This is a genomic window from Aeromonas sp. NJAU223 (genome assembly GCF_051125555.1).
Lineage (GTDB): Bacteria > Pseudomonadota > Gammaproteobacteria > Enterobacterales > Aeromonadaceae > Aeromonas > Aeromonas veronii_G.
In genome coordinates, this window is sequence record NZ_CP144204.1 from 4,237,954 (window position 1) to 4,263,085 (window position 25,132).

Annotated in this window: 25 protein-coding genes and 3 tRNA genes; 8 read left to right on the plus strand and 20 right to left on the minus strand. The window is 61.6% G+C overall.

Annotated features, from left to right (window positions below; translation table 11 throughout):
• Position 1: 1 nt before the first annotated feature.
• The 7 genes from rplK to VZC39_RS19555 all read right to left on the minus strand — a co-directional run bounded on the left by rplK (position 2) and on the right by VZC39_RS19555 (position 3,240).
• Positions 2 to 430: a 50S ribosomal protein L11 gene (gene rplK, locus VZC39_RS19525; RefSeq protein WP_016352267.1), complete on the minus strand. Its 429-nt coding sequence runs from the start codon at positions 428 to 430 to the stop codon at positions 2 to 4.
• Positions 431 to 563: 133 nt separating this feature from the next.
• On the minus strand, positions 564 to 1,115 hold the full coding sequence (gene nusG, locus VZC39_RS19530; RefSeq protein ID WP_010675959.1) for a transcription termination/antitermination protein NusG: 552 nt from the start codon (positions 1,113 to 1,115) through the stop codon (positions 564 to 566).
• Positions 1,116 to 1,124: 9 nt separating this feature from the next.
• Positions 1,125 to 1,496 carry a preprotein translocase subunit SecE gene (gene secE / locus VZC39_RS19535; protein WP_025328619.1) on the minus strand — a complete coding sequence of 124 codons (372 nt, stop codon included), beginning with the start codon at positions 1,494 to 1,496 and terminating at the stop codon, positions 1,125 to 1,127.
• A gap of 60 nt (positions 1,497 to 1,556) precedes the next feature.
• Positions 1,557 to 1,633: transfer RNA gene (locus VZC39_RS19540), tRNA-Trp, on the minus strand.
• A gap of 52 nt (positions 1,634 to 1,685) precedes the next feature.
• A complete protein-coding gene (tuf, locus tag VZC39_RS19545; protein ID WP_349920081.1) occupies positions 1,686 to 2,870 on the minus strand; it encodes an elongation factor Tu in 1,185 nt (394 codons plus the stop codon).
• A gap of 172 nt (positions 2,871 to 3,042) precedes the next feature.
• Positions 3,043 to 3,117 (minus strand) — tRNA-Gly (locus VZC39_RS19550).
• A 38-nt stretch (positions 3,118 to 3,155) separates the two neighbouring features.
• Positions 3,156 to 3,240: transfer RNA gene (locus tag VZC39_RS19555), tRNA-Tyr, on the minus strand.
• 262 nt (positions 3,241 to 3,502) lie between these two features.
• Here VZC39_RS19555 and coaA point away from each other — a divergent pair.
• On the plus strand, positions 3,503 to 4,441 hold the full coding sequence (coaA, locus tag VZC39_RS19560) for a type I pantothenate kinase (protein ID WP_349920103.1): 939 nt from the start codon (positions 3,503 to 3,505) through the stop codon (positions 4,439 to 4,441).
• Positions 4,442 to 4,508: 67 nt separating this feature from the next.
• Here the strand turns inward: coaA and birA are convergent, their stop codons facing one another.
• On the minus strand, positions 4,509 to 5,474 hold the full coding sequence (birA, locus tag VZC39_RS19565; RefSeq protein ID WP_349920105.1) for a bifunctional biotin--[acetyl-CoA-carboxylase] ligase/biotin operon repressor BirA: 966 nt from the start codon (positions 5,472 to 5,474) through the stop codon (positions 4,509 to 4,511).
• Complete coding sequence (gene murB, locus VZC39_RS19570; protein ID WP_349920107.1) at positions 5,471 to 6,508, minus strand: UDP-N-acetylmuramate dehydrogenase; 1,038 nt, start codon at positions 6,506 to 6,508, stop codon at positions 5,471 to 5,473. Before murB ends, birA begins: the two co-directional genes overlap by 4 nt.
• Positions 6,509 to 6,633: 125 nt before the next feature.
• Between murB and VZC39_RS19575 the strand changes: the two genes are divergently transcribed.
• The gene (locus VZC39_RS19575) at positions 6,634 to 7,287 is read left to right on the plus strand and encodes a potassium channel family protein (RefSeq protein ID WP_349920109.1); all 654 of its coding nucleotides are present in this window, start codon (positions 6,634 to 6,636) and stop codon (positions 7,285 to 7,287) included.
• A complete protein-coding gene (locus VZC39_RS19580; RefSeq protein ID WP_434664611.1) occupies positions 7,284 to 8,639 on the plus strand; it encodes a TrkH family potassium uptake protein in 1,356 nt (451 codons plus the stop codon). The genes VZC39_RS19575 and VZC39_RS19580 overlap by 4 nt, the downstream gene beginning before the upstream one ends.
• An 83-nt stretch (positions 8,640 to 8,722) precedes the next feature.
• Here the strand turns inward: VZC39_RS19580 and VZC39_RS19585 are convergent, their stop codons facing one another.
• Entirely contained in the window at positions 8,723 to 10,723 is a 2,001-nt protein-coding gene (locus VZC39_RS19585) for a DNA topoisomerase III (protein WP_349920113.1), read from the minus strand.
• Between the two features lie 332 nt (positions 10,724 to 11,055).
• On the opposite strand from VZC39_RS19585, the gene VZC39_RS19590 reads away from it, so the two are divergent.
• Together VZC39_RS19590 and torA are read left to right on the plus strand one after the other, a co-directional pair.
• Positions 11,056 to 12,186 (plus strand): NapC/NirT family cytochrome c, encoded by a 1,131-nt coding sequence (locus VZC39_RS19590; RefSeq protein WP_349920115.1) that lies wholly within the window; start codon positions 11,056 to 11,058, stop codon positions 12,184 to 12,186.
• Between the two features lie 22 nt (positions 12,187 to 12,208).
• Positions 12,209 to 14,689 (plus strand): trimethylamine-N-oxide reductase TorA, encoded by a 2,481-nt coding sequence (gene torA, locus VZC39_RS19595; protein WP_349920117.1) that lies wholly within the window; start codon positions 12,209 to 12,211, stop codon positions 14,687 to 14,689.
• Positions 14,690 to 14,832: 143 nt separating this feature from the next.
• Here the strand turns inward: torA and VZC39_RS19600 are convergent, their stop codons facing one another.
• The 4 genes from VZC39_RS19600 to VZC39_RS19615 all read right to left on the minus strand — a co-directional run bounded on the left by VZC39_RS19600 (position 14,833) and on the right by VZC39_RS19615 (position 17,904).
• A complete protein-coding gene (locus VZC39_RS19600) occupies positions 14,833 to 15,294 on the minus strand; it encodes a hypothetical protein (RefSeq protein ID WP_434664612.1) in 462 nt (153 codons plus the stop codon).
• A 101-nt stretch (positions 15,295 to 15,395) separates the two neighbouring features.
• Positions 15,396 to 16,745: a sensor histidine kinase gene (locus tag VZC39_RS19605; RefSeq protein ID WP_349920121.1), complete on the minus strand. Its 1,350-nt coding sequence runs from the start codon at positions 16,743 to 16,745 to the stop codon at positions 15,396 to 15,398.
• A gap of 52 nt (positions 16,746 to 16,797) precedes the next feature.
• Positions 16,798 to 17,454, minus strand: coding sequence for a response regulator transcription factor (locus tag VZC39_RS19610; protein ID WP_349920123.1), 657 nt, complete (start codon positions 17,452 to 17,454; stop codon positions 16,798 to 16,800).
• 117 nt (positions 17,455 to 17,571) lie between these two features.
• Positions 17,572 to 17,904 (minus strand): PepSY domain-containing protein, encoded by a 333-nt coding sequence (locus VZC39_RS19615; protein ID WP_434664613.1) that lies wholly within the window; start codon positions 17,902 to 17,904, stop codon positions 17,572 to 17,574.
• A 63-nt stretch (positions 17,905 to 17,967) separates the two neighbouring features.
• Here VZC39_RS19615 and VZC39_RS19620 point away from each other — a divergent pair, with 63 nt between their 5' ends.
• The gene (locus VZC39_RS19620; protein ID WP_434664614.1) at positions 17,968 to 18,219 is read left to right on the plus strand and encodes a PepSY domain-containing protein; all 252 of its coding nucleotides are present in this window, start codon (positions 17,968 to 17,970) and stop codon (positions 18,217 to 18,219) included.
• A gap of 33 nt (positions 18,220 to 18,252) precedes the next feature.
• Here VZC39_RS19620 and msrQ read toward each other — a convergent pair whose 3' ends face one another.
• Both msrQ and msrP read right to left on the minus strand, forming a co-directional pair.
• Complete coding sequence (msrQ, locus tag VZC39_RS19625) at positions 18,253 to 18,891, minus strand: protein-methionine-sulfoxide reductase heme-binding subunit MsrQ (RefSeq protein ID WP_434664616.1); 639 nt, start codon at positions 18,889 to 18,891, stop codon at positions 18,253 to 18,255.
• Between the two features lie 76 nt (positions 18,892 to 18,967).
• Positions 18,968 to 19,975 (minus strand): protein-methionine-sulfoxide reductase catalytic subunit MsrP, encoded by a 1,008-nt coding sequence (gene msrP, locus VZC39_RS19630; protein WP_434664617.1) that lies wholly within the window; start codon positions 19,973 to 19,975, stop codon positions 18,968 to 18,970.
• 366 nt (positions 19,976 to 20,341) lie between these two features.
• Here msrP and VZC39_RS19635 point away from each other — a divergent pair, with 366 nt between their 5' ends.
• On the plus strand, positions 20,342 to 20,821 hold the full coding sequence (locus VZC39_RS19635; RefSeq protein WP_434664618.1) for a DUF1097 domain-containing protein: 480 nt from the start codon (positions 20,342 to 20,344) through the stop codon (positions 20,819 to 20,821).
• Positions 20,822 to 20,899: 78 nt separating this feature from the next.
• Here the strand turns inward: VZC39_RS19635 and VZC39_RS19640 are convergent, their stop codons facing one another.
• The 4 genes from VZC39_RS19640 to VZC39_RS19655 all read right to left on the minus strand — a co-directional run bounded on the left by VZC39_RS19640 (position 20,900) and on the right by VZC39_RS19655 (position 24,450).
• Positions 20,900 to 22,180 (minus strand): sigma 54-interacting transcriptional regulator, encoded by a 1,281-nt coding sequence (locus VZC39_RS19640; protein WP_349920135.1) that lies wholly within the window; start codon positions 22,178 to 22,180, stop codon positions 20,900 to 20,902.
• A gap of 55 nt (positions 22,181 to 22,235) precedes the next feature.
• Positions 22,236 to 22,745, minus strand: a complete 510-nt coding sequence (locus tag VZC39_RS19645; protein WP_349920136.1) for a hypothetical protein — start codon at positions 22,743 to 22,745, stop codon at positions 22,236 to 22,238.
• 114 nt (positions 22,746 to 22,859) lie between these two features.
• Positions 22,860 to 24,260, minus strand: a complete 1,401-nt coding sequence (locus tag VZC39_RS19650) for a sensor histidine kinase (RefSeq protein WP_434664619.1) — start codon at positions 24,258 to 24,260, stop codon at positions 22,860 to 22,862.
• Positions 24,261 to 24,357: 97 nt separating this feature from the next.
• On the minus strand, positions 24,358 to 24,450 hold the full coding sequence (locus VZC39_RS19655; RefSeq protein WP_349920139.1) for a YnhF family membrane protein: 93 nt from the start codon (positions 24,448 to 24,450) through the stop codon (positions 24,358 to 24,360).
• A gap of 126 nt (positions 24,451 to 24,576) precedes the next feature.
• Between VZC39_RS19655 and folK the strand changes: the two genes are divergently transcribed.
• On the plus strand, positions 24,577 to 25,119 hold the full coding sequence (gene folK, locus VZC39_RS19660) for a 2-amino-4-hydroxy-6-hydroxymethyldihydropteridine diphosphokinase (protein ID WP_434664620.1): 543 nt from the start codon (positions 24,577 to 24,579) through the stop codon (positions 25,117 to 25,119).
• Positions 25,120 to 25,132 lie beyond the last annotated feature (13 nt).

Genomic DNA, 25,132 nt, shown 5'->3' on the forward strand with positions numbered 1-25,132 from the left:
CTTAGTCCTCCACCACCAGGCCCATGGAACGAGCGGAACCGGCGATGCAACGTACTTTTGCATCCAGATCGGCACCAGTCATATCCGGCTCTTTGGTCTTGGCGATTTCTTGCAGCTGGGCAACGGTCACCTTACCAACCTTGTCTTTGTTCGGCTTGGCAGAACCAGACTGGATGCCGGCGGCTTTCTTCAGCAGGAAGGAAGCGGGCGGAGTCTTGGTTTCGAAGGTGAAGGAACGGTCGCTGTAAACGGTGATCACGACCGGAGTCGGTGAACCTTTTTCCAGCTTCTCTGTACGAGCGTTGAACGCCTTACAGAATTCCATGATGTTAACACCGTGCTGACCCAGAGCAGGACCAACGGGAGGGCTGGGGTTAGCACTGCCAGCCTTAACTTGCAGCTTGATATAAGCTGTGACTTTCTTAGCCATTACAAAAATACCTCAAAAATGGGTTCTAACGCCTCGGAGACATGCTCCTGCAAACGGCTCCCCAACAAATAAAGGGGCAGCGAATTATAGAGATAATCGCTGCCCCTGACAACCGTTAACGAACAGAGTTTAATCAGCCTTTCTCGACTTGACCAAAATCCAGTTCGACCGGTGTTGAGCGACCGAAGATCAGAACGGAGACCTTCACGCGGCTCTTCTCGTAGTCCACCTCTTCAACGGTACCGTTGAAGTCGGCAAACGGACCATCGGCAACCCGCACCATTTCACCCGGTTCAAACAGGGTTTTCGGACGCGGCTTGTCATGGGCATCTTGCAGACGGTTGAGGATGGCATCCGCTTCTTTATCAGAGATAGGAGCAGGACGATCGGAGGTGCCACCGATAAAGCCCATCACACGTGGTACGTTGCGTACCAGGTGCCATGTGGTTTCATCCATCACCATCTGGACCAGGACATAGCCCGGGAAAAATTTGCGCTCACTCTTGCGCTTCTGGCCAGCACGCATCTCGACCACTTCTTCGGTCGGGACCAGCACTTCGCCAAACAGCTCTTCCATGCCATGCATCTTGATATGTTCACGCAGGGACTTGGCAACCCGGCCTTCGTAGCCGGAAAATGCCTGCACGACATACCATCTCATACGCTGTTCACGTTGTTCAGTCATGGCTTATCCTTACACACCGGTAATCAGGTTGACCAACCAGACCAAGGCACCGTCCAGAACGAACAGCAAGAGCCCCATCACGGCGGTCACCGCCAGCACAATCAGGGTTGTCTGAATGGCTTCCTGGCGGGTCGGCCATACGACCTTGCGGACTTCCAGGCGAGACTCACGAGCAAAAGCCAGTGTTGCCTTACCTTTGGTGGTTTGCAGGGCTACTGCACCTGCAGCAGCGATGACAACGACCACACCCAGGGCGCGGACGGCGGCGACAACGTCGGTCAGCAGGTAATTACCTACTACTGCGGCCGCCAGAATGATGAAAACCAGGCCCCAAAGCAGGGTATCCTTGCTTCCGCCCTGACCCTCAGAACTAACACTCATACAACCCACCTGTATCTGACGTAACCAAAGACACAAAAGCCCCGTACGAGACGAGGTATATGGCAGGGGCGGCAGGACTCGAACCCGCAACCATCGGTTTTGGAGACCGCTGTTCTACCAATTCGAACTACGCCCCTACATAAGAAAGCCCCTATTATAGGGGCTTTGCTTTATTTATGTAAGCCAAGATTACGCGATAACTTTGGCTACAACACCAGCACCTACGGTACGGCCACCTTCACGGATGGCGAAACGCAGGCCGTCGTCCATCGCGATCGGCGCAATCAGGGTAACAACCATTTTGATGTTGTCGCCCGGCATTACCATTTCTACGCCTTCCGGCAGTTCGATGGTACCGGTCACGTCGGTTGTACGGAAGTAGAACTGCGGACGGTAGCCCTTGAAGAACGGGGTATGACGACCACCTTCTTCTTTGGACAGCACGTACACTTCAGATTCAAACTTGGTGTGCGGCTTGATGGAGCCCGGCTTGGCCAGTACCTGACCACGCTCTACGTCTTCACGCTTCACGCCACGCAGCAGGGCGCCAACGTTCTCACCAGCACGGCCTTCGTCCAGCAGTTTGCGGAACATTTCAACACCGGTACAAGTGGTCTTGGTGGTATCTTTGATACCCACGATTTCCACTTCTTCACCAACCTTCACGATACCGCGCTCTACACGACCGGTTACTACGGTACCACGGCCAGCGATGGAGAAGACGTCTTCGATAGGCATCAGGAACGGCTGATCAATCGCGCGCTCCGGCTCCGGGATGTAGGTATCCAGGTGGTGAGCCAGTTCGATGATCTTCTCTTCCCACTGAGCTTCGCCTTCCAGCGCTTTCAGTGCGGAACCACGGACTACCGGCAGGTCATCACCCGGGAAGTCGTACTCGGTCAGCAGTTCACGGACTTCCATTTCGACCAGCTCGAGCAGCTCTTCGTCGTCAACCATGTCGCACTTGTTCATGAACACGATCATGTACGGGATACCAACCTGGCGACCCAGCAGGATGTGCTCACGAGTTTGCGGCATCGGGCCGTCAGTCGCAGCGACTACCAGGATTGCGCCGTCCATCTGGGCAGCACCGGTGATCATGTTCTTAACGTAGTCGGCGTGACCCGGGCAATCTACGTGAGCGTAGTGACGGGTAGCGGTGTCGTATTCTACGTGGGAGGTGTTGATGGTGATACCACGCTCACGCTCTTCCGGTGCCTTGTCGATCTGGTCGAAGGCGAAAGCTTTACCACCGAAGTGCTTGGCCAGCACGTTGGTGATGGCGGCGGTCAGGGTGGTTTTACCGTGGTCAACGTGGCCGATGGTACCCACGTTAACGTGCGGTTTATTACGCTCAAATTTTTCTTTAGACATGATCGTCCCTCTAAACTAACGCTGAGTACGCGGTGGCAAGCTAACCACAGAACAGTTTATATGATGGATTTGAATCTGGGGGAGTAGAGAGGCTGGTGCTGACAGGCTGGTTCGATTGCCGAACTCACCCTAGGGTGTGGCTATCAGAGTTACCTGAGCCATATCAGCATCTTGGAGCGGGCAGCGGGAATCGAACCCGCATCATCAGCTTGGAAGGCTGAGGTAATAGCCATTATACGATGCCCGCATTTCTCTAACCCAAAGAACTCAAACCGCAGAGAAATATGGTGGAGGGAGAAGGATTCGAACCTTCGAAGGCAGAGCCGTCAGATTTACAGTCTGATCCCTTTGGCCGCTCGGGAACCCCTCCGTCACGTCGACGTCACAACGGTAATTCTGCTTGCACCCGTTGTTTTTATCGCATTTGCCGAGCAAATAGACGACAGACATCTAAGCGTCGCGCATTTTATGGTAAGGATTTTGGGGATGCAACCATTGCGCCTTGCAAAATGTGCATTATTGCTGGGAAGAGTACAAAAAACCGTACCCTCTGTGCTCGAACCCGCCACATCCCTTGTCGCTCCCGATCCCTTGGTGTATGGTCGCCCTGCCCAAGAAACAGTGATGACACCATGACCACAGAGCATAACCCCTATTTGCAATTCACCCGCGAACAATGGGCGTTATTGCGTGATGCAGTCCCCCTCACCCTGACGGAGACGGATCTGCACACCCTGCGCGGGATCAACGAGAAGGTGTCATTGCGGGAGGTGGAAGAGATCTACCTGCCCCTCTCCCGTCTGCTCAATCTCTACGTCAAGGCCAAGCAGCGCCGCAGCCGGGTGCTGGAGCAGTTCCTCGGCCAGTCTCGCGGCAAGGGCACCTATATCATCAGCATCGCCGGCAGCGTGGCGGGGGGCAAGAGCACCACGGCCCGCATCATGCAGGCGTTGCTGGAGCGGTGGCCGGAACACCCGCGGGTGGAGCTGGTGACTACCGATGGCTTCCTCTACCCCAACAAGGAGCTGGAAGCCCGCGGCCTGATGCGCCGCAAGGGATTCCCGGAATCCTACGACATCCGCCATCTGGTGGAGTTCGTCGCCAATATCCGGGCCGGTCATGAGCGGGTCGAGGCCCCCGTCTACTCCCACCTCATCTATGACATCCTGCCCGATGAGAAGAAGGTGGTGGAACAGCCGGACATCCTGATCCTGGAGGGGCTCAATGTGCTGCAGAGCGGCATGGATTACCCGCAGGAGCCCCATCGCGTCTTCGTGTCAGATTTTGTCGACTTCTCCATCTATGTGGATGCGGACACAGAACTGCTGCGAACCTGGTATGTGGAGCGTTTTCTCAAGTTCCGCAGCGGCGCTTTCTCGGATCCCGACTCCTACTTCCACCACTACGCCAAGCTGGCGGAGAGCGAGGCCACCGAGATCGCCAACAACATCTGGCAGGATATCAACTATCTGAATCTGCAAGAGAATATCCTGCCGACCCGGGAGCGGGCCAATCTGATCCTGACCAAGGGTAACGAGCACGCCATCGAGCAGATCAAGCTGCGCAAATGATGGTGCTGGCGAAGACAAAAGCAACAAAGGGGGCCGATGGCCCCCTTTGTGATGGTGTCAGTCGACCTCAGTCGCCTCGACGCAGGGAGATCTCCCCCCCCAGGTAGAATTTGATTCCCTCCTCCGTCTCCAGCCGCAGGGCACCGCGATCGTCGATACCGCGGGCGATGCCACGGATCACCTGCTCCCCCATCAGCAGCTTCACCGGCTGGCCGGCGAAGTAGTCGAGCCGATTCCAGTTATCCACGAAACTTGCCAGACCGCTCTGCTCGAAGGTCACCATGGCCTGCTGCAGATGCTGGATCACGCAGGCGGCCAGCTCATTGCGATCCACCAGTTCGGGCTTGACGTGGCGCAGCTCGGACCAGGCCTGATCGATCTTCTCCCCCTGGCGCTCCGGCATCGCGAGATTGAGGCCGATCCCGATCACCAGATGACAGCTGGCCCCGGCACTGCCACTCATCTCCACCAGGATGCCGGCGAGCTTGCGCCCCTGATAATAGAGATCATTGGGCCACTTCAGCTCCACTCCGGGATAACCGAGGGACTCCAACGCCTGGACCACGGCCACGCCCACCGCCAGGCTCAGCCCCATGGCGGCCGCCATGCCCTGCTCGAGGCGCCAGTACATGCTCAGGATCAACTGGCAACCGAAGGGGGTGATCCAGGGCTTGCCACGGCGCCCACGCCCCGCGGTCTGGCACTCCGCCAGACAGCTCTCGCCGGATTGCAGCCCGTTCACCCGCTCCAGCAGATGCTGGTTGGTGGAGCCAATCACCGAGAAGCAGTGCACCGGTGCCATGGGGACCTGGGCCCGCAACTTGGCCTCGTCATAGAGTGCCATGGGCACCGCCAACCGGTAGCCCTTGCCGGTCAGACTGAACAGATCCAGCCCCAGCTCCTTGAGGGCCGCCATGTGCTTGCTGACGGCCGCCCGGCTGATGCCAAGCTGTTCGCCAAGCTGCTCACCGGAGTGGAACTGGCCATCGCTCAGCAGGGTGATCAGGGTCTGTCTGATGGGGGTCAGGGTCATGCCAGCACCTCGTCAAGCCAGGTCTCGCCGGTCAATCCCATGAAACGCACCTCGTGCTCCAGCACGACCCCGAATTGCTGTTCCACGCTGTCTCGCACATGGGCGGCCAGGGCGATGAGTTCCATGGCACTGGCCCCTCCCAGATTCACCAGCACCAACGCCTGCTCCTGGTGGACGGCGGCGCGGCCGATGGCAAACCCCTTGAGGCCGCACTGATCGATGAGCCAGCCCGCAGCCAGCTTGGCCTGCCCCTCCCCTGCCGGATAGAGCGGCATCTGCGGGTAGCGTGACTTCAACCCTTCTGCCAGTGCTTGCGGCACCACGGGGTTCTTGAAGAAGCTGCCGGCATTGCCGAGCCGGGCAGGATCCGGCAGCTTGGCCATGCGGGTGGCGCAGACGGTGTCGAAGATGGCCTGAGGGCTCGGTTGCTCGCCGAGGGCCGCCAGCGGGCCATAGCCCTGTACCGGCTGCCAGGCCTTGGGCAGGCTCAGGCCGACGGCGGTAATGAAATGCGTATCCTGGCAGGCGTGCTTGAAGATGCTGTCGCGATAGCCGAACTGACAGTCGGCGGCCGGGATGCGCTCCAGCTCGCCGCTCTGCCAGTTGAAGGCTTCCACATAGGTGCAGAATCGGGCCAGCTCGACCCCGTAGGCACCGATGTTTTGCACCGGGGCCGCCCCCACCGTACCGGGGATCAGCGCCAGGTTCTCCAGCCCGTGCCAACCCTGCTGCAGGGCATGGCACACCAGCTCATGCCAGCTCTCGCCAGCGGCGACGTGCAGCAGCCAGTGATCCCCCTCATCCTGCATCTCGATCCCCAGCAGACGGTTGTGCACCACCAGGCCTGCGAAATCGTTGCAGAACAGGATGTTGCTGCCGCCACCCAGCACCAGGCGCGGCAGAGCCGCCAGCTCAGCGTTGTCCCGCAGTTGCCGGAGATCGTCCAGCTCGGCCACATCGGCCAGCCAGAGGCAGTGGGCCTCGAGGCCCAGGGTATTGAGGGTCAACAAGGGGGCGTGGGGGGTGAGTTTCATCTGCGTGTCCCGACAAGAGCGAGGGGGCAGTTTACCCCAGAACCCCCGGGACGAAAAACCCGGGTACTTTTCGGACTCAAGCCGCTGGAGTAGAGTAACTCCTTCAGTCCCTTGAGGAAGTGTGAATGAACAACCAATTTGCCGTCATCGGGCTCGGCCTGTTTGGCAGTGCCTTGTGCGAAGAGCTGCAGCGGCAGGATGCCGAGGTGCTGGCCATCGATATCGACGAGGTCAAGACCCGCCAGATAGCGACCCTGTGCAACCATGTCATCGTGGCCGATGCCACCGACGAGGCCACGGTCGCCGAACTCGGCCTCGCCAACTTCGACATCGTCTTCGTCGCCATCGGTGACAGCCTGGAGACCAGCATTCTCACCACGCTGGTGTTGAAGGAAGCGGGCGTGAAGAAGGTGTGGGTCAAGGCCCGTGACAAGTTCCACGCCAAGATCCTGCAAAAGGTCGGGGCCGACAAGGTGATCAATCCGGAATGGGACATGGGGCGCCGGGTCGCCCAGAGCATGCTGGACAACCGGTTGTTCGACTATCTGGAGCTGGGCCACGACATGGTGCTCACCGAATTCGTGATCGGTCTGCAACAAAACGGTCGCAGCCTGGGTGATCTGCATCTGCTGCAGCAGAGCGACTTCCAGCTGCTTGCCATCAAGCGTGGCGAGGTGCTGCACAACGTGCTGACCGGCAAGATGGAGCTGCAACTCGGCGACATCCTGATCCTGGCCGGCAACAAGCACGCCATCGACCACTGGCTCGACACTCTATGATCAACTGGCGCAGCAACTACGCCTTCACCATGCAGCGGGATACCGAATCCCGCTGGAGTGAAGCCAAGCTGATCCTGGGCAGTTTCCTCATGATTCTGTTGGTCGGCACCCTGTTTCTGGTACAGCCTTCCAGCCACAAGGGCGAGGTCACTTTCATCAATGCCCTGTTCACCGCGACCTCGGCCATCAGCGTGACCGGCCTCGGGGTGGTGGATACCGGCACCGCCTTCACCCTGCAAGGGCAGATCATTCTGCTCATCCTGATGGAGATTGGCGGGCTCGGTCAGATGACCATGACCCTGCTGCTGATCGCCATGTTCAGCAAGCGGATCGGCCTGCGCCAACAGGTACTGGCCAAGGAGGCGCTCGGCCAGGAGGGCTCGGTCAACATCGTCCAGCTGGTCAAGCGCATCGTCTTGTTTGCGCTCGTCTCCCAACTCATCGGCACCTGCATCATGGCCATCCGCTGGGTACCCGAGATGGGCTGGTCCCACGGCCTCTACGTCAGCTTCTTCCATGCGGTGTCGGCCTTCAACAACGCTGGTTTCTCGCTGTTTGCCAACAATCTGATGGATTACAGGGACGATCCCATCATCAGTCTGACCATCCCCGCCCTGCTGATCCTCGGCGGCATCGGCTTCACCGTCATCGTCGATCTGGTGCGCAACCGCCGCTGGCGCAAGCTGAAACTGCACAGCAAGCTGATGATACTGATGACCCCGGCCTTGCTGCTGCTGGGCACCCTGATGTTCTGGCTGCTGGAGCACGACAACCCCCACACCCTGGGGCAAACCAGCTTCGGCGGCCAATGGCTGGCGGCCTTCTTCCAGTCCGCCACGGCACGTACCGCAGGCTTCAACACCGTCGACATCGGTCAGATGGTGCCTGCCTCCCTGCTGTTCATGATGATGCTGATGTTCATCGGGGCCGGTGCGACCTCCACCGGGGGGGGGATCAAGGTGACCACCTTCGCCGTGGTGCTGCTGGCCACCCGGGCCTTTCTCACCAAGCGACCCCATGTGACCGCCTTCGGTCGCACCCTCTCTCCCCAGATAGTGACCCGGTCGCTCGCCATCATTATCGTCAGCGTCATGGTGCTGATGCTCTCCATGTTCCTGCTGACCCTGACGGAGTCCGTCTCCCTGGACAAGATCATGTTCGAGACCATCTCGGCCTTCGCCACCGTGGGGCTCACCACCGGCATCACCCCTGGGCTGAGCGAGCCGGGCAAGCTCATCCTGGTGTTGGTGATGATCTGCGGTCGTCTGGGGCCACTGACCCTGGCACTCATGCTGGCCAGACCGAGCGAGACCCGCATTCGATACCCGGAAGAGGGGGTCTACACAGGTTAATTAACTGCTTTAGCGCATTATTTCGATACAAAAGAGGGGCGAAAGCCCCTCTTTTTATCTTCAAGCAACGGCCTCGGAAAGCCTCAGGCCGCCTTGGTGCGAGTGGCACGCTTGCCCGTGCTCTTGCGAGGAGTGGTTGCACCTGTGCTCGTGGCGCTTTTGCCTCCACTCTTACCACTGCTGCCACTGCGGCGGGTGAAGCGACGCTTCCCTGCGCCCTCGGCCGCCTTGGGCAGAGCACTGAAACTGGCGCCGGAGTCCTGCCGTGCTCCCTCTATGAGGGCGTGCAGCTGCTCGGTGAGGGGCCCCATGAACTGCTGGTAGCTGGCGTGGCGCTCGGCGATCCGGCCGAGGTGTTGTTCCCAGAGCGCCGTCATGTCCGGCGTGGTGGCGGTGGCGGGCAACGCCAGGATCAGCGCCCGCCCGGTGGGGGTGGCCTTGATGCTCTTGCCCTGACGGACCAGAAAACGGCGTTTGAACAGCAGATCTATGATACCGGCCCGGGTCGCCTCCGTCCCCAACCCGTCGGTCTCCCGCAGGGTCTTGCGGATCTCGGGATCCTGCACATAGCGGGCGATGCCCGTCATGGCCGCCAGCAGGGTGGCATCGGTGAACGCCTTGGGGGCCTGGGTCATCTTCTCCAGCAGCTCACCCCGCTCACACAGCAATCTCTCCCCCTGACGCAGGGCAGGCAGGGTGCCGGCCTTCTCCTCATCGTCATCCTCTTCCACCCCGAGCAGCGCCTTCCAGCCCGCTTTCAGGATGCGTCTGGCCTTGGCCTGGAACAGGCCGCCGGCGATGCGCAGCAGCACCTTGCTGTCGTTGTACTCGAACGGTGGATAGAACTGCAGCAGGTATTGGCGGGCGATCAGACCATAGAGTTTGGCTTCATCCCCGCTCAGACTCCCCTCGTTGCCCCGCTTCTCGGTGGGGATGATGGCGTGGTGGGCATCCACCTTGCTGTCGTTCCAGGCCTTGCTGCGGATCTTGCCGTCCGCCTCGCTCACCGCCTTGGCCAGGGCCGGCACCGTGGCGGCGATGGCGTCACGCACCTGAGGCGCCCGGTTGAAGTGATCGCTCGGCAGGTGGCGGCTGTCGGATCTGGGATAGGTGATGAGCTTGTGGCGCTCATAGAGCCCCTGGCAGATGTCCAGCACCCGCTTGGCATCCATGCCGAAGCGCTTGGCGGCATCGATCTGCAGGCTGGAGAGGTTGTAGGGCAGCGGTGCCGACTGCTTGCGAGCCTGCTCTTCCACCTCCTCCACCAGGGCGTCCTGGCCCTGAATGCGCTCCACCACCTTGACGGCGAGCGCCCGGTTCAACACCCGCCCCTCCTCGTCCTGCCAGGGGGCGCAGGCCTCGGACGGCAGCCACTTGGCGCTGAACCGCTCGTTGCCCTGAGTCACCACATGGGCCAGCACCTCGAAGAAGGGTTTTGGCACGAAGGCATCTATTTCCAGATCCCGCCGCACCACCAGCCCCAGCAGCGGCGTCTGTACCCGGCCCACCGACAGCAGCTCGCTGCAACCGCCCTTGCGACCGAGCAAGGTGTAGGCCCGGGTCATGTTGATGCCATAGAGCCAGTCGGCACGGCTGCGGGCTAGGGCCGACACCGCGAGCGGCACGAACTCCTTGTTGTCCCTGAGTTTGTCGAGGGCGCGGCGCACCGCAGGCGGGTTGAGATCGCTGATGAGACAGCGTTGCACCGGTTTGCTCTTGGGATAGCCGAGAAAATCGATCACCTCGTCCACCAGCAGTTGCCCCTCCCGATCTGGGTCACCGGCATTGACAACGCAGTCGGCCTGCTTGATGAGCCGCTTGATGGCACTGAGCTGGGGCTTGGTCTTCGGCTTGGCCACCAGTTGCCACTGGCTCGGCACTATGGGCAAGGATTCCATCCGCCACTGCTTGTAGGCGGCATCGTAGGCGTCAGGCTCCGCCTGCTCCAGCAGGTGACCGATGCACCAGGTCACCACATCCCCCTCTGCGGTCTCGATGAAGCCCTCCCCCTTCTTGTGGGGCTTGGGCAGGGCATCGGCAATGGCGCGGCCCAGACTGGGTTTTTCGGCGATGAAGAGTCGCATGGCAAGCTGACCTGAACACTGTATATGCGAACAGTATACATGCCACCTCCGGCAAATCCCAAGCCTGCCGCCATCGTCCGTCATGGGATGACGACTGACCCTTGCCTCGTTCAAATTCGGCCTCGTTCGGGTCTTTTTTCAATCCCAAGACCGGTCCGGAGACAACCTCTGACGCCAGCCCGCCGTCAACGTCGCTGGGAACGGTAGCTAACTGATGGATTATTCGACAAAAAAATCATTGTTTTCAAAAATGTAAATATGACCGGGGTCAACGCCCCTGCCATCGATGACTACTACTATATTGGTATTATTTGATTGTTGGGAATGACGCCATGTTGGGAAAAATGTTGAGAAAGAGCTGGTTCTGGCTCCTGTTGCTGGGAGCCCTGCTGGGAGTCGCGGCCCTGGGGGTCACCGTCACCGTACTGCACAAGACCAGCTCCACCGAGTTTTGCGTCTCCTGCCACTCCATGCAGACGCCGCTCGCCGAATACCAGGGCAGCGTCCACTTCCAGAACGTGAAGGGGATCCGCGCCGAGTGCGCCGACTGCCACATCCCCAACGAGCCCGCCTCCTACCTGTGGACCAAGATCCGCGCGGTGAAAGACATCTACCACGAGGCCCTCGGCACCCTGGACACCCCGGAGAAATATGAGGCCCGCAAGCTGCACATGGCCCAGACCGTCTGGGATCAGCTCAAGGCCAACGACTCCGCCACCTGCCGCAGCTGCCACAGCTATGAGGCCATGGACATCCTGGCCCAGCGCCCCAACGCTCGGGCCGAACACCCGGTTGCCATCAAGGAAGGCCAGACCTGCATCGACTGCCACCGCGGTGTCGCTCACATCATGCCGGACATGAGTGAACTGGCTGCCGCCGGTGCCAGCGAGCTGGCTGCCGCCGCCGCCCAGACTCCGGCCAGCGTCACCACTCGCTACGCCATCGCCACCACCCCGCTGTTCCTCGACGCCAAGGCCAGCACCGACGAAGGCACCCTGATGCCATCTACCCAGGTCGAGATCCTGGCCAACGACAACGGCCGTGCCCAGGTGCAGATCGAAGGCTGGCAACAGGACGGGGTCAGCGAGGTGTTCTACGCCGCACCCGGCAAGCGGATCCTGAGCGTGCTGGTCGGCGACGCCGCCAAGCAGGCGCTGGTCACCGGCAAGAGCGAGACCGACGGCGCCACCAACCTCACCTGGCATCAGGTCAAGCTGACCGCCTGGGTGGATCAGAGCCAGCTCATCGGCGATCAGGGCAAGCTGTGGCAATACGCCTCCACCCTGATGTCCAACAACTGCACCGGCTGTCACGGCCTGACCGCCCTGGATCACTTCAATGCGAACCAGTGGATCGGGGTCATCAAGGGCATGGAATCGCGGACCTCCCTCACCCCGGAGCAGTCCCGCATGCTGACCCAATACGTGCAAAAACACGCCAGTGACATGAGTGCGGCCCACTGAGGCTGGAACAGAGGAATTTCCCATGACTTTTTTCAATGACCAAGACACCAATCTGTCCCGCCGCAACCTGCTGAAGGGGTTGGGCGCCTGCGCAGCCCTGCCGCTGCTGGCTGGCCTCTTCCCGAAGAACGCCCTGGCCCAGGCCATCAGCACGGCGCTGGCACAGTTCCCCACCCTGGTGCCCGCCCAGAAGGGCATACTGACCGGCGCCCACTGGGGAGCCTTCGAAGCCATCGTCTCTGATGGCCGCATGATCCGCGTGCAGCCGATCGCCGATGACCCGGCTCCGAACGAGCTCATCGACATGGCCCCCTTCCAGGTTCATGCCAAGAACCGCATCAAGTTCCCCATGGTACGCAAGAGCTGGCTGGAACACGGCCCGGGCGCGAGACCCGAGCTGCGCGGTGCGGATGAGTGGGTCAAGGTGAGCTGGGACAAGGCCATCGAACTGGTGGCCGGCGAGATCAAGCGGGTCCAGAGCGACTTCGGCCCCCAGGCCATTCACGCCGGCTCCTACGGCTGGAAGAGTGTCGGCATGTTCCACAACTGCCGCACCCTGCTGCATCGGCTGATGAACCTGGCGGGTGGCTTCACCGGTTATGCCGGTGACTACTCCACCGGCGCGGCCCAGGTGATCATGTCCCACGTGATGGGCTCCATCGAGGTGTACGAGCAGCAGACGGCCTGGCCGAACGTGGTGGAAAATGCCGAACTGGTGGTGCTCTGGGGGGTCAACGCCCAGGTGACCCTGAAGAACAGCTGGAACATGCCGGATCACGAGGGGCAGGCCGGTTTCAAGGCGCTCAAGGAGAAGGGCACCCGGGTCATCAGCATCGATCCCGTCTACAACGAGACCGCCAAGCTGGCGGGGGCCGAGTGGATTGCTCCCAAGGCTTACACCGACGTGGCCATGATGCTGGGGGTGGCTCACACCCTCTATAGCGAACAGAAGCACGATCAAGCCTTCCTCGATCGCTACACCGCCGGTTTCGACAAGTTCCTCGCCTACCTGCTCGGCAAGGATGATGGCCAGCCCAAGAGCGCCGAGTGGGCCGCCGCCATCTGCGGTGTCGAGGCCAAGGTCATTCGCCAGCTGGCCCTCGACATGGCGGCCAAGCGCACCATGATCATGGCGGGCTGGGGCATGCAGCGACAGCATCACGGCGAACAGCCGAACTGGATGCTGATCACCCTGGCCGCCATGCTGGGGCAGATAGGCCTGCCGGGGGGCGGCTACGGCTTCAGTTATCACTACTCCTCCGGCGGCAGCCCGACTGCCAAGGGCGGCATTCTCGCCGGCATCTCGGCGGGGGCTGCGCCGCAAAACAGCCCGGCCCCGATCCCGGTGGCCCGCATCGCCGACTGCCTCGCCAACCCCGGCAAGACCATCGACTTCAACGGCCGCAAGGTGACCTACCCGGACGTGAAGCTGGTCTACGTGGCGGGGGGCAACCCCTTCCATCACCATCAGGACACCAACAACCTGCTGGAGGCCTGGCGCAAGCCGCAGACCGTCATCGTCCACGAGCCCTACTGGACCGCCACCGCCAAACACGCGGACATCGTCCTGCCGGTGACCACCAGCTATGAACGCAACGACCTGGAGATGGGGGGTGACTACTCCCAGCGCTACGTCTTCCCCATGCACCAGTGCGTGCCGCCCCAGCACGAGGCACGCAACGACTTCGACATCTTCAGCGCCGTCGCCGCCAAGCTCGGCCTGCAGGAAGCCTATACCGAAGGCAAGGACGAGACCCTCTGGCTCAAGCAGATGTACGACGGCATGGCCGCCCAGGCCCGCGGTGCCAAGGTGGCGCTGCCGCCGTTCAACCTGTTCTGGGAGTCCAACAACTACATCCGCTTCCCCATCCCGGAGGCGAATCGCCAGTGGATCCGCCACGCCGATTTTCGCGAGAACCCGCTGCTCAATCCCCTCGGCACCCCGTCCGGCAAGATCGAGATCTTCTCCAGCACGGTCGCGGGCATGAACTACGTCGACTGCGCCGGCCATCCCAGATGGTATGAGCCCAAGGAGTGGTACCAGAGCGAACAGGCCAACCGCTATCCCCTGTCGCTGAACACCTCCCACCCCACCCAGCGGCTGCACTCCCAGCTGGACAACACCCCGCTGCGGGACAAGTTCGCCATCGCCGACCGGGAGGCCATTCTGATCCACCCGGATGATGCCAAGTCACGGGGCATCGCGGACGGGGATCTGGTGCGCGCCTTCAACGAGCGTGGCCAGATCCTGGTGGGCGCCCTGGTGTCGAAAGACATCCGCCCCGGGGTGGTGCGTGTCTGCGAGGGTGCCTGGTTCGATCCGGCCAAGCCGGGCGAGGTGGGCAGCATCTGCAAGAACGGCAACGTCAACTGCCTGACCTTCGACGAGGGCTCCTCCAGCCTGGCGCAGGGCAACTGCGGCCACATGGCCCAGCTGGAGATCGAGAAATACAGCGGGCCCGCGCTGAACAACACGGCCCACGAGGTGCCGGCCAACGCCTGATCCCGGATCCTGGCCATGAAAAACGGCGCCTTCGAGGCGCCGTTTTTTTGTTTGGTGGGAAAACCCGGAATGGAGGCGGGCAGAAAACCCGCATTCAGCAGCATATCCAGCTGCCTGATGCGGCATCTACGGTGTGACGTCTCCTAGAATTCACCCTCGACCATATACTCCTCTGCACACTCCACCAGCTGTGGCCAGAGATCCTCCGGCACCCAGGCCTCGGGGTCATCCTCGTCACCGTCGTACTGGCTCCAGAAGAAGGCCCGCAGCCCGCTGGCGAAATCGTCGCTGATCTCCGCCAGTTCTGACAAGGGCCCCAGCCAGGCGATGCGGCGCAGACCGGAGGCGAGGTCGTTGATGGCATCCATCAGGCTGCGATCGTCCAGGCTCTGCTCCACCAGCAGGGTGAAACGCTCCCGGGCGCTCTCGGTCTGATCCTCATCCAGCTCTCCCACGTCCGCCAGCAGGTCGACGAAATCTTCCAGCAGGAAGGCGATCAGGGCATCCCTGTCTTCGAACCACTGGATCTGGGCGCCCTTGGTACCCAGCACGGAGGCATCGAACGAATCGTCGAGATGACACAGTGCCCACGGATTATCAGTCATTGCTACTCTTCCTACCCCTTGAAATAAGGACTTTATCTTAAGCCGGACGCCCGTCCCTTGCCAGCCCGGACGGGTCGGCGCCTCATGGCAACGTCGGTGGCCTAGCTCTCGATCCGGGCCACCTTGGGCAGGGAGAGGGAGGCGGCCAGGCCACCAAGCTCGGCCCGCCCCATGATGAGGCTGCCACGATAGGCTTCCGCCAGATCGGAGACGATGTTGAGGCCAAGCCCGGAGCCCGGCACCTTCTCGTCGAGGCGCACCCCGCGCAGCACCGCCTTGGCAATCTGATCCTCGCTCATGCCGGGGCCATCATCCTCGATGCGCAGGGTGATCCAGCCCCCCAGCTCGGCGCTGGAGACCCGCAGCCGACCGGCGGACCACTTGAAGGCATTCTCCAGGAGGTTGCCCACCATCTCGTCAAAGTCCTGCTCCTCCACCCCGACCGCCAGGTTGGCGGGCACCTGCAAATCCACCTCCTTGCCCGGGTAGAGACGGGAGAAGGCGCGGCAGATGTACTCCACCCGGGCCCGCACCGGGGTCGACACCCCCAGGATCTTGGCGGCGCCGGTCACCCGGGCTTTGCCGAGGTGATAATCGATGTGGCGCTGGATCTTGTCGAGCTGCTCGCCGATGGCGGCCTGATCCTCTGGCGGCAGCTGGGCCACCTGATTGCGCATGATGCTGAGCGGGGTCTTGAGGGCGTGTGCCAGGTTGCCGGTGTGGGCACGGGCCCGTTGCAACAGCTCGCCGTAGTGGTGCAGCAGCCGGTTGATGTCCTCAACCAGGGGCTGGATCTCCAGCGGATAGCGCAGCCGGAATCCCTCCTGATGGCCCTGATGAACCCGGCTCAACTCCCGGCGCAGCAGGTGCAGCGGGCGCAGGCCGTAGACGATCTGGAACATGAAGCCCAGCACCAGACCGGTGGCGGCGAACCCCAGGCCGAGGAAGAGGCTGATGCGGGTCTTCTTGAGGGTCTGGGTCAGCACAGTGCTGTCTTTCGCCATCACCAGGGTAAACACCCGATCCGAACCCGGCAGCAACACGGTGCGGGTCATGATCAGCAACGGCTCCCGGTTCGGTCCCTTGCCGACGAAGAGATCCGGGTCGCCGAAGGCGGACTTCAGGCCATGGGCGCTGAGGTGGGTATCCCAGAGGGAGCGGGAGCGGCCTATCACCTCACCCCCCAGCTCCAGTTGCCAGTAGTAACCGGAATAGGGCTGACGGTAGCGGGGATCCGCCATGGGCTCGGTGACGACCGGCAAGCCATTGTGCTGGATCTCGAGACGGGAGAGCAGATCGTAGAGCTGCAACCTGAGGCCATCGGCTTCCGCCTCCTGCCAGTAGTTGCGCATCATGGTCTGCAGGCTGAAACCGGTGGCGAACAGGAAGAGCCCGCACCAGACCAGGGCGATGGCCAGCAACCGGCCGCGCAGGGTGCGCACCAGCCTCATGACGCCACCCCGCGGTAATCGGCGCCAATGCCGGCGCCGCCGGTCAGGGGGATCATTCGTTGATCCTGTACCCGAGTCCGCGCACCGTCTCGATCAGATCGGCGTGGGTCTTCTTGCGGATCCGGCCGATGAACACCTCGACAGTGTTGGAGTCCCGATCGAAATCCTGGGCATAGATGTGGTCGATGAGCTCGCTGCGGGAGACCACCTTGCCTCTGTGCTGCATCAGATAACCCAGCACCCGGAATTCGTGGGCGGTCAGCTTGATGGGGGTGCCTTCATACCAGACCTGGGAGGCGGCCATGTCCAGGCGCACTCCGCCTATCTCCAGAATGGAGCTGGCATTGCCTGCGGCGCGGCGCACCAGGGCATGGACCCGGGCCACCAGCTCGGCCACCTGGAACGGCTTGGTGAGGTAGTCGTCGGCTCCGGCGTTGAGCCCTTCAATCTTCTCGTGCAACTGACCGCGGGCGGTCAGCACCAGCACAGGGGTATCGATCCCCTTGCTGCGCCACTCTTTCAGTACGCTCAGGCCATCGCGGCCCGGCAAACCGAGATCCAGGATGATGGCGTCATAGGGCTCGGTCTCGCCGAGGAAGCCCGCCTCGTTGCCATCGTGGCAGAGGTCGGTCACGAAACCGGTCAGGCGCAGCTGTTCAGCCAGCTGGCCCGCCAGGATCTTTTCATCTTCAACTATCAGAATGCGCATGAATCTTCGTCCAAGGTGTGATTGCCAACGGCAAGGGAGTTGATGTCCCCGCCTGCGCGGTTCGGGACAAGGTGCGGAACTGTGTCCGGTACGGGCAAGCCGGAGGAGTCAGCAGACTCACTCTTCTTCCGGTGAGGGGCGGGGCTCGAACAGGCGCTCAAGATGGTGCCCATTGAGCCATACCATCTCCAGATTATCGGCCCGATAGCCCACCTTGATCACGCTGTTTTCGTCGTCGATGAGCTTGAGTTCATAGAGCCAGACACCGTCTTCCTCCCCCAGATCGACGCGCAGCACCCGTACCGGCAGGCGGGAAGCCACCTCCATCAACTCATGAAAAGGCCGGATCTTCCCCTCGCTGACCGCTTGCTGCAGCAACGCCTCGTTCGGCATGGCCGCCTGGACCAGGGCCGGCAGCAACAGGGCCAACAGGGGCAGGGCTCTATTCATGGGTGATTCATCTCTTAAAACCTAACATAATGGCGTTTATAGTGTGCCAGCCATGAATCCGGAATGAATATGATCCCACGCAGTATCCTGCTGATCCTTTGTCTTTTTTCTGCATCTGGCTGGGCAACATTGACCCGCCTGGACATGCCGACCCTGGTCAAGCTGCTGCTGGCTCAAGGGTATCACGACATTCGTGAAATTGAGCTGGAAGGGGACAGATTTGAGGTGCGCACCCTGGATGCCAGGGAGCAGAAGGTGCGACTGAGCGTCGATGCCTACACCGGCGAGATCACCCAGCAAAAAGAGGCCGAATAAGCCTCTTTTTTCTGGGTGAAACGTCGTCCGGGCTCAGGCCTCTTTCAGGTCGGTCCGTCGCTGCTGGCGCTGGCGCCAGGGCCGCAGCAGTTTTTCCCGCCTCGGCACCAGCAGGGCGCAGGCCATCATCAGATAGACTAGCGGCTCCTGCCAGCCGCTCTTGACCGACCACCAATAATGAATGGGCACCAGCAGGGCCAGGGCATAGATCCAGTTGTGCAGCCGCTGCCAGCTCGGCCCCATGGTCCGCAGCAAGGCCGGGATTGAAGTGATGCTCAGGACGAGCAGGATCAGCAGGGCCAATGCCCCCACCACGATGTAGCTGCGCTTAACCAGCTCGCCGCCGATCAACCCCCAGTCGAATTGCAGATCCAGCCCGAGCCACACCATGAAGTGCAATCCCGCCCAGGCGGCGCACCAGAGCCCGAGCGGGCGGCGCAGCTTGATGAGCTGCCCCTGGCGCCAGCGTTTGGCCAGCGGCGATACCAGCAGGGTCAGCAGCAGCAGGTGCAGGGCTCCCTTGCCGAGGTAATGAGTCAACCCCTGCACCGGGTCTCCCCCCAGCAGGCCTGCCGGCACGGCATAACCGAGCCACAGCAGAAAACCCAGCGATCCCAGATGCACCAGGGCCCGCAATCCGGTGATATGACGCGCCGTCAATCTCAATGCCATGGCTTCAACCCCACTTCGCAAGAGTCACTCCTGCCGCCGCCCTGCCGAACCTCGGCCCGGGTTAGCGCCCCCATTCTCAATACCATTTGCGCAGATCCATCCCCTGATAAAGAGAAGCCACTTCACCGCCATAGCCATTGAACATCAGGGTCGGCTGACGCTTGGCACCGAAGATGCCCCCTTCGCCGATGAAGCGCTCGCTGGCCTGACTCCAGCGCGGGTGATCCACCTGTGGATTGACGTTGGCGTAGAAGCCATATTCGTTCGGCGCCAGCAGATTCCAGGTGGTGGGAGGCATCTCCTCTACCAGCCGGATGGAGACGATGCTCTTGATGCTCTTGAAGCCATACTTCCAGGGCACCACCAGCCGGATGGGCGCCCCGTTCTGGGCGGGCAGCGTCTTGCCGTAGAGCCCCATCGCCAGAAAGGAGAGCGGGTGCATCGCCTCGTCCATGCGCAGCCCCTCCACGTAGGGGTAATCGATGCCGCCCCCCAGACCGCGGGACGCCTGCCCCGGCAGTTGCTCAGGATCGTAGAGGGTCTCGAACGCCACGAACTTGGCCCGGCTGGTGGGTTCTGCGCGGCGGATGATCTCCGCCAGCGAGATGCCGCTCCAGGGCAGCACCATGGACCAGGCCTCCACGCAGCGCAGCCGATAGATCCGCTCCTCCAGGGTCTGCTTGTTGATGAGATCCCACACATCCAGGGTGAAGGGTTTGGCCACCTCCCCCTCCACCTTCAGGGTCCAGGGTTCCGGCTTGAGGTAATGGGCGTTGCGGGCCGGATCCCCCTTGTCGGTGCCGAGTTCATAGAAGTTGTTGTGGGTAATCGCCTTGTCCAGCGGAGTGAGGATCACCCCTTCCGGTCGAGTGGCCGCCTGGTAGTTGAGCGCCTTGGTCGCGGGGGCCGGCACCGCCTTCTCGGAGGAGAAGAGATCCAGCAGGCTGGCCTGGGCCGGGAAGGCCAGGGTCGCGGCGGCACCCAGTCCCAACCCCTTGAGGATGAGACGACGATCCTGATAGACGGATTCCGGGGTGACATCCCGTTCGGTCGGCTGATGGGGGGTAGAACGCTTGATCAACATGAGGAAACTCCCGGGGCTGTGAGGCGACATGTACTAAGACCGGCCCCGGCGAGATTTTATTTCACGGCTTACATCATCTGGTAGAGCGGCAAGGCCTTGGCCATGGTTCCAACCAGAAACAGCAGGACGAAGACCAGCAGAGGAACGATCACGTTTGGCGCCATCAGACTCACTCCAGGAGCAGGACAGGGCCTCTAACTATGGTGCAGCGTTCAAAAAGCCACCATGAATTTTTTTCGCGAGCGCAAGCGTATTCCCGAGTTGAAAAGAGTGACCAAGATCACACACAATCCCGCCCCTGCTTGCCGCCCTGCATTCGAGGGGTAGGCTGCCTGCTTTTCCGGATCCATCACTGAGAATCATGACATGAGCCCACTGATCGCCATCGCCATCACGACCGGTATTCTCTCCGCCGTCTGGGGTGGACTGGCCGCCGCCCTCGGTCTCATCTCCTGGGTCGGCTTCCTCGGCTGCACCAGCTATTTCGCCTCCAGCGGCGGCTACAAGGCACTGCTGCAGACCCTGCTGTGCAATGCCACCGGCATGCTGTGGGCCCTGTTGCTGATCCACGGCGAGAGCTGGTGGGGCGCCGGCATGGCGGGCTATCTGATGACGGGAGTGGTCGCCACTCTGATGTGCGTGCAGGCCAAACAACAGTGGCTCGCTTACATCCCCGGCACCTTCGCCGGTTGCTGCGCCACCTTCGGGGCAGCCGGGGAGTGGCAGCTGATCCTGCCATCCCTGGTGATTGGCGCCCTCTTCGGCTACCTGATGAAGGCGAGCGGGCTCTGGCTGTCCCGCAAGACCCAGGCACAGGCAAACTCGGTCGATCCCGCCCGCTCCTGACAAACGGCGCGCCATAGCAAACGGCCTGACCACAATGTGGTCAGGCCGTTTCGTTTTCCCCTAGGGCTAGGCTGCCGTTCAGCCCTTCAACTTGAAGTTCGCCGCCTCGATGCTGTGGCGATTCAATAACTTGTAAAAATCGGTACGGTTACGGCCCGCCATGTTGGCCGCCAGGGTCACGTTGCCTTCCGTTGTACGCAGCAGGCGGATCAGATACTCCTTCTCGAACTCGGCGCGGGCCTCGTTGAAGGAGGGGATGCCACCGACCCCGCCACTGAGCGCCGACTCCACCATGGCCGCCCCGATCACCGGGCTGCAACAGAGGCTGGCGAGCTGATCCACCACCCCGCAGAGCTGGCGCACGTTGCCGGGCCAGGCCGCTGCCGCCAGCAGGGCCAGCGCCTCCGGCGAGAAGCCGAGGGCGGCACAATTGTCGTGGCGACTGCGATAATCATCCAGCGCCTGGCGCGCCAGCAGTGGAATATCCTCGCTGCGGGCACTCAAGGGGGGCAAGGTAATGTTGGCGACGTTGAGACGGTAGAAGAGATCCTCCCGAAAACGCCCCTCCTCCATGGCCGTGACCAGATCCTGGTGGCTGGAGCTGATGACCCTCACCTCCGGGGTGCCCTGACCATATTCTGCCAGCACCTGCAGCAGTTTGGCCTGCAGGGACTCCGACAGGTTGCCTATCTCGTCGAGGAAGAGGGTCGCACCCTTTGCCTGGGCAAACAGGCCGGACTGGCCGTCCTCTCCGAACAGTTGCAGATCCAGCGCGGCCCAGGGCAGGGCGGCACAGTTGATGGTGTGCAGCGGCTTGTCGTGCCGGGTGCTGGCCTGATGCAGCGCCTGGGTCATGACCCCCTTGCCGGATCCCGACGGCCCCAGGATCAGCACCGGCACCTCCATGGTGGCGATGCTGCTCGCCTGGATCAGCAACTGTTCCATCTGTGGATTGCGGGTCTGGATGAGGGACTGCCACTCCTGCTGCTGCTTGGGGCGAGTGAGGCTGAGGGCATGTTCGATGGTCACCAGCAGCTCATCCTTGTCGATGGGCTTGGTGAGGAAGCTGAACACCCCGGAGCGGGTCGCCTGGATGGCATCGGGAATGGTGCCGTGGGCCGTCATGATGATGACCGGCATGCCGAGCCACTGGGACTGGATCCGCTCAAACAGCGCCAACCCGTCCATGCCCCCCATGCGCAGGTCGCTGAGCACCAAATCGGCCCGCTGCTGGCGTAACCTGTCCAGCGCTCCTTCGGCGCTGTCGGCGGTATCCACCTCATAGCCCTGGCTGCGCAGGCGCATGCTCATCAGTTTGAGCAGGCTGGCATCGTCATCCACCAGCAGAATGCGGCTCATGCCTTCTCCCCTTTCACCAGAATTGCCCCCTTCATGGCCTTGCCAGACGCACTTGTCATGGTTGGGTTCCACCATTGAGCTTACGCTGATTCAGCTGCTCATCGATGGTGGTGAGCTGTTCAATCTGGCGGCGCAGACGCTGCACCTCCTGATTCTGGTCATCCCGGCGGCTGTCACGGGCAAGCAGCTCCTCGCCGAGGGCGATCCAGCTGCGCAGGAAGGCCTGGGCATCCAGCCCGAGTTCGGGCAACAGGGTCTTGAGCTGATCCAGCCCGGCCCGGCGGCTCGCCACCGATTCGGAGGGATGGGTGTTGACCATGGCCAGGCTGACCCGGCTCTCGAGGTCACTGGCCCCCTTGAGGCGCTGGCGCTCCTGCACCCGCTGCTGGGGATGGCTGGCCAGCAGCCAGTCCGAGTACTGCAGGCGAACCTGCATCTCTTTATTGGCAAATTCCATGCGCTTGGCGATGGCTTCATCAGACGGGGTCGTGAGACTGCCCGACGGCAACAGGGAGCAGCCCGAGAGCAGGCTCATCATCAATATGGGCACAACGAATCGTTTCATTTTGGACTTCACTTCAGATCCAAGCAGGAGACAGGCAACGGCCTGTCTGACGTCAATCAATCTCATCTTCAATCACCCGGGCACCGGATATTCTGAATGGCGCCGGCTCGGGGTTCACTTCAGCGTCAGGCGAAAACAGACATCCGCCTGCTCATCCTCGATCAGTTTCAACTCGCCCCCCAGACTCATCGCCGACTCGCGGGCGATGGAGAGGCCCATGCCTGAGCCCTTCAACAAGCCCTGGCGTACCGTGCTGCCCTGTTCGAACGGTTCGAAGATCCGTTCACGCTCGGCAGGGGGAATGGCGGGGCCTTCATTGGCCACTTCCAGCCAGCTACCGCCCGCCTCCACGCCGGCCCGGATCCAGATCTGCCCCCCCTTGGCGCCGTAGCTGACGGCGTTGGAGAACAGGTTGTCCAGGATGAGCCGCAGGCGATAGGGCTCAGCTTGCAGGCTGAGGGGTTCGGACGGCAAGTGTACACTGATTTGCTTGGATTCCAGCGCCAGCCGGTACTCTGCAGACAATTCTGACAACAAGGGACCCAAAGGTACCGCAGTCAAGCTGAACGCCTCCTGCTGGCTGAGTCGATTGAAGTCCAGCAGCCGCTCGATCAGGGTCTGCAGACGGCGGCTGTTCTCCTCCAGCATCTGGCAGATCTCCTGCTGATCCGGGTTGAGGGGGCCCACCAGCTGTTCAGACAGCAGATCCGCCCCTTCCCGCAACACGGCCAGCGGGGTCTTGAGTTCATGGGAGACGTGGCGCAGGAACTGATACTTCTGCTGCTCCAGCTCCTTGAGCTTCTCGTGCAGCCAGCCGATCCGCTCCCCCAGCAGCACCAACTCGGCGGGGCCGTCCACCGGACGCTTGTCCGGTTCCACCCCGGCGCCCAGGCTCAGGATCCGCGACTCAATCTGACGTACCGGGTGGATGATAAGGTAGGTGAACAGCAACACCAGCAACAGGCTGAGCACGGCCACGAAGCCGCTGGCCCACAGGATCTCGGTCTTCAGGTCGGCGATGGCGGAGCGCATGCGTATGACCTGCTCATCGACCTGGCCGCCGGTGATCGCCTCCAGCTGATCGTTGAGCCGGTTGAACTCTTCAAATCTGCTGTTGTTCTCGTCGCTCTTGGCCTTGCGCAGATCCTGCAAGCCGTCCAGCCAGCTCAGGGCCGCGTCGAGATCGGTATAGATGGCTACGTCAGGAATGGACTGTTGATGGGTGGCAAGCAGGGCGCGATAGCTCGCCAGCTGCTGTTGGTAGCTGCCAAGGATGCGTTCGTCCCCCAGGATCGCGTAACGGCGCAGGGTGCGCTCCAGATCGACCGCCTGGGCACCGAGCAGGGTCGCACGGCGGGTATCGCGCACCGCCCGCTCCAGCTCATCGCTGGTCAGCTGGCTCAGGTGGGAGAGCGCCTGGCTGTCGTGCCAGATCATGCCTCCCAGGGGCATCAAGACCAGCACGAAGCCCATCAACACTACCTGAAGAAGAGAACGGGGCCGTACCTTGGTCATCTCGAACTGTCTCGCTTTTTCATGGGTGGGTCAGCATATCCGCACTCCCCCAAAAAGCAAAACCGGCCAGGGGGCCGGTTCGTTTCGATCGGGGGACTCACGCCAACCCGACGGATAACACACAGATGACGATAATAAAGGCCAATGCCCCGGAGGCGGTCAACAACGCCCATTTCATTTCAACACTCATATGAACCTCCTTTCTGCCAATCAGATTTGGATCACAACAGCTAAAACCATGTTAATTCATAGTGAACACGATAACCGTGAGCTGCGTATATATTTCAGACGAGCCCATCCCAAGGAAGCGGACAGTATGTTTTATCTCTGTAGCATTGGATCGAATCTGGAGCCTGCCCAACATGTCGGTCAGGCCGTCGCCGAACTGCTTGCCCGTTTCGGCCATCTGCGGCTGAGTTCGGTGATCCAGACCAAACCGGTAGGCATGCACTCGCGCCACGACTTTTTCAACTGCCTGTTCATCATCGAGAGCGAGCTCTCCCTGCCCCAGCTGAAAGCCGAGTTCGTCCTCATGGAGCTGGCCCATGGCCGGGATCGCAACGACCCCCAGTGCAAGGTGGCGGACAGGCCCCTGGATATCGACATCCTTGCACAAGGAGAACGAGACGACTTCGCGAAGGCCGGGGTGGATGCCTATCTGGAAGAGCTGCTGGCCGAATTCTATGGCCGGGGTCAGGTGCACGATCGCAAGGTGGCGCTGCGGCTGCCGACCAGCAAGGTCTTCATCGCCCCCCTGCTCGGGCAGGAGCCCGTCGAGCTGTGGCAACCGCTGGAGGAGGGCAAGATCCCGGCCCCACCGCAGACGGTGCATCCCCACCCCGGCGTCCCCCGCCACTGACCCATCCTGCTCC